The organism is Glaciimonas sp. GG7 (assembly GCF_052976905.1).
Genome location: NZ_JBRIIQ010000171.1, coordinates 1 through 4,682 on the forward strand (window position 1 = coordinate 1; position 4,682 = coordinate 4,682).

At 51.7% G+C, this 4,682-nt stretch carries 3 protein-coding genes; 2 read left to right on the forward strand and 1 reads right to left on the reverse strand.

The features are described from left to right. On the reverse strand, positions 1 to 1,358 hold a 1,358-nt coding region (locus ACVBEF_RS20550; RefSeq protein WP_447125765.1), incomplete at its 3' end, for a cyanophycin synthetase family protein. A 405-nt stretch (positions 1,359 to 1,763) separates the two neighbouring features. On the opposite strand from ACVBEF_RS20550, the gene ACVBEF_RS20555 reads away from it, so the two are divergent. Together ACVBEF_RS20555 and ACVBEF_RS20560 are read left to right on the forward strand one after the other, a co-directional pair. Further along, positions 1,764 to 4,037, forward strand: coding sequence for a cyanophycin metabolism-associated ABC transporter (locus ACVBEF_RS20555; protein ID WP_447125766.1), 2,274 nt, complete (start codon positions 1,764 to 1,766; stop codon positions 4,035 to 4,037). A gap of 14 nt (positions 4,038 to 4,051) precedes the next feature. Beyond that, complete coding sequence (locus ACVBEF_RS20560) at positions 4,052 to 4,522, forward strand: cyanophycin metabolism-associated DUF1854 family protein (protein ID WP_447125767.1); 471 nt, start codon at positions 4,052 to 4,054, stop codon at positions 4,520 to 4,522. Positions 4,523 to 4,682 lie beyond the last annotated feature (160 nt).

Sequence of the window (4,682 nt, forward strand, 5' to 3'; positions counted from 1 at the left end):
TGCATCAACAGACCGGGACCGGCATTGACTTCGACGATGGCACCGCGTTGTTTGTCGAGCGGTTGCGAGATATCTTCGGCGACCAGATCAACCCCGGCAATATCGAGGCCGATAATGCGCGCTGCCAGTGCGGCTGCGGCGACAACGTCAGGATGAACTTTGGCCGTGACGTCGATGGAGACATTGCCGGTACGTTGAATCAGTACTTGCTTGCCAGCGGGGGGGATGGCGTTTGACGTATATCCCTGTCGCTCCAACTCCAGCCGGATGGTCGGCTCCTTGTCGAGCAAGATCGTATTCAGAGGATGCTCTTCCAGATCACCACGGCGCGGGTCACTGTTTAACTGGCTGTCGATGAGTTCTTGCATAGTCGATTTTCCGTCGCCGACTATTGAAACAGGTTCGCCCTTTGTTGCTGCAGCTAACTTGCCGCCCACAATGAGTAGGCGATGTTCGTTACCACGCACGTAACGTTCGACGATGACACTGCTGCCTTCTAACAGTGCACCAGCATAGGCGGTTTCTATTTCAGCACGGGTGTTCAAGTCGATGAAAACGCCACGGCTATGATTGGCGTCTGTTGGCTTGACCACCACGGGCAGTCCGATGTCTTGAGCCGCATCCCAGGCGTCTTCCGGGCTATCCACGAGTCGACCTTCAGGAATCGGTACGCCACAGGCCTGCAGCAGGCTTTTGGTGAGATCTTTATCGCGTGAAATACTTTCTGCGATGGCGCTGGTCTGGTCGGTTTCAGCCGTCCAGATGCGGCGTTGACGTGCGCCGTAGCCGAGTTGCACCAGATTGCCGGTCGATAGCCGCAAAGACGGAATACGGCGCTGGTCGGCGGCCTCGACGATGCAGGCTGTGCTGGGACCAAGGCAGAGTTCGTCCACCATTTCGCGCAAGGTGGCGATACTGAGGGTCACATCGAACGGACGATCTTCAATCGCTGCCATCACCAGATCGCGGGCTGCGTATAAAGCGGCGCGGGTAACTTGTTCATGACGTGCGCGCACGACTACTTTATAGACACCGCGTTTGGAGGTTTCACGCGCTTTACCAAAACCGCCAGGCAAACCTGCCAGATTTTGTAATTCCAGCGTGACGTGTTCGAGAATGTGGCCGGGCCAGGTACCATCCTGCAGACGTTGCACAAAACCGCCGCGTTCGCCATAGCTGCAACGATGCTCGATGAGTGACGGCAGCCAACTGGTGAGGCGTTCGTTAAAGCCGGGGATGACATTGGAAGGGCAATCTTCCAGTTCTCCGATATCGATCCATGCTTCAAGGGCGGAACGATAGGTCCAGATATTTGGACCGCGTAAAGATGTAATTCGGAGGAATTCTATGTTTTTCATGAGTAATTAGTAAGACTATGGGAACAGCCACGCGCGGCTAACACACCCAGTGAGCTTTAACGTTTTAAGTGTTAAATGGTTTACAAAGAATAAAAAAATAAATAATAACTATTGATCACAATGCGCTGACGAAAGCCTTAAAATACCGCCAGCATACTATCTTGCTGAAAAGGTTACACGAAAGCCATGTGTTTTTTCACATAAACTTTTTGCGCAAACTGCATACAAATGTGATCGATTAATAGATTCGCGAATACTCGCAATAGTCGCATTAACGTGTAAATCGCATTTCATTTATTTTACTCATCCCTTTTCGGGATACATGATGCCGTTCAGATGACCAGCAAACCATTCAGTCTTAATTCCCGTCCATCTCATCACGCTGATACTGCTCAAGCCAAAAACATGATCCTATCTTTGCCCGACAATTGGCGCGCAGACCTGTCGTCACAATTGGCTGAGGAAGAGCGTATTGCGGCCTGGCTTGAAGTAGACATTGATTCAACACTTCATTTTACGCGTGGTTTGGTGGTTGTGACGGATCGACGTGTAATGGCAAAAATGACAGTTGATACCGACTGGTATGAATGCGTCTATTACGAAGGATTGTCGTTACGTCACTACGACCATGCCGGGATCGGCAGCCTTGAATTGGTGGACCCAAGCCAACGGCTGGCTTGTTGGCGCTATACCCTGGGTGTCAATGTCATCGCGTTACGCCTGATTAATCACTTTGATCAGCAATTGCAAGCACACGTATCGGGGCAGATAGCGCATCCTCTGGAGGAGGGCGTGTGTCCGCAATGTCAGGCACCGTTACCCCCCGGTGAAGATATCTGTGCGATTTGCCCTGAAGCAAAAGAAGCGGCATCTTCGCGCTGGGCCTTATTCCGCCTGGCACGATTTGCCAAGCCATACAAATGGTCATTGATATTCGGCTTTTTGCTGACATTGGTGTCCACTGCAGCGACGTTGGTGCCACCTTATCTGACCCGGCCGTTGATGGACAACATTCTCATTCCCTACCAAAACGGTAAACCGATTGATGTTGGTCTGGTGAAACTATATCTGTCCGGATTGTTGGGGTCGGCGCTGGTGGCGTGGACGCTGGGCTGGGTCCGTACCTACATTCTGGCGATTGTCAGTGAACGTATCGGCGCCGATTTACGGACCACAACTTACGAACATTTACTGCGCCTCTCGCAAGAGTATTTTGGCGGTAAACGCACCGGCGATTTGATGGCACGGATCGGCTCTGAGTCGGATCGTATTTGCGTCTTTTTGTCGTTGCATCTGCTGGACTTCGCCATTGATGTCTTGATGATGTTGATGACAGCTGCGATTCTGATCTCGATCAATCCGTGGTTAGCGCTGGTGACGTTGTTACCGTTGCCGTTTATTGCCTGGATGATCCATTTGGTGCGGGATCGCTTGCGCCATGGCTTTGAAAAAATCGATCGTATCTGGTCGGAAGTCACCAACGTACTGGCCGATACGATTCCCGGCATCCGCGTTGTCAAAGCATTCGCGCAAGAAAAACGCGAAGCTGCACGCTTTAAAGAAGCCAACCGGCATAACTTGTTGGTCAACGACAAGGTTAATAAAATATGGTCATTATTCACGCCTAGCGTCACTTTCCTGACAGAAATCGGCTTGCTGGTGGTGTGGGCTTTCGGTATTTGGCAGGTATCGCAAAACCAGATTACGGTCGGTGTACTGGTCGCTTTCCTGGCGTATATCGGACGCTTCTATACGCGTCTTGATTCGATGAGCCGGATTGTGTCGGTGACCCAAAAAGCCGCTGCTGGCGCTAAACGTATCTTTGAAATTCTCGATCATGTTTCCAGCGTGCCAGAACCTGCTAATCCTGTTCATCTTGAAAACGTTCAGGGTGCCATCGAACTGCGCGATATCGGCTTCCGCTACGGCAATCGTTCAGTCATGCGCGGTGTCAATCTGGTGATCAAGCCGGGCGAAATGATCGGTCTGGTAGGCCATAGCGGGTCGGGAAAAAGTACGCTAGTCAACTTGATTTGCCGGTTTTACGATGTATCGGAAGGCGCGATCAAGATCGATGGCGTCGATATTCGGGCATTACCGATTGCCGAATACCGCCGCAATATCGGTCTGGTGTTACAAGAGCCGTTCTTGTTTTTCGGCACCATCGCCGACAATATTGCCTACGGAAAACCAGAGGCAACCCGTCAGGATATCGTTGCTGCCGCCCGCGCCGCCCATGCCCACGAATTTATTCTGCGCTTGCCGCAAGGTTACGATTCTTTGGTCGGTGAACGCGGCCAGGCCTTGTCCGGCGGCGAGCGTCAGCGTATTTCGATTGCCCGCGCTTTGCTGATTGATCCACGTATTTTGATCATGGATGAGGCCACATCGTCAGTCGATACCAGCACTGAAAAAGAGATCCAGAAAGCGCTTGATAATTTGGTCAAAGGCCGCACCACAATTGCCATCGCCCATCGCTTATCGACCCTGCGCAAAGCCGATCGTTTAGTGGTCATGGACCGCGGCGAGATTGTCGAAGTCGGCAACCATGACGAATTGATGGCCAGTGAAGGCGCGTACTACCGCCTGTATCAAGCGCAATTACGCAATGTCGATGAAGAACCGCAACTGCAAAACTGGAGCGGGAATGGCAGCCAAAAAGCCGAGACTATCGCCTGAAAATGACTACAAATATGAAACATCTTGATTTCCAATTACACAGAAATACGTTTGGTCAGCTAGTATTTACGTCTGCCAGTGGCGAGATCTATGACGGTGTGCTGCCGGTGCGCGCATTCCCGATTAGCGCCGCCGACGAAGGCTTGTCGCTAGTGGCTGCAAACGGGCAAGAGCTGGTCTGGATAGATCACCTGGCCGATCTGCCGGACGCGATCCGCACCATGGTCGAGCAAGAATTAGCCAGCCGTGAGTTCATGCCCGAAATCAGTCGGATTGTGCATGTGTCGAGCTATACGACGCCAAGTAAATGGACTGTAGCGACCAATCGTGGCGAGGCAATTTTTACGCTGAAAGGCGAAGAGGATATACGCCGACTACCAGGTTCTGCATTGCTGATTGCGGATAATCACGGTGTTCATTTTGTGATCCGTGATTTACACACCTTGGACAAAGCAAGTCGCAAGATTTTGGACCGTTTTTTGTAAGAACGCGTAAAGCAAAAAGGCTCTTGACCTTGCAGGCGCAGCCACAGTTGACGTTGCAGTTGTTTTTGAAGTGGCCGTTGACCTTGCAGGCGCAGCCACCTTTGATGTTGTTTTTGAAGTGGCCGTTGACCTTGCAGGCGCAGCCACCTTTGACGTTGTT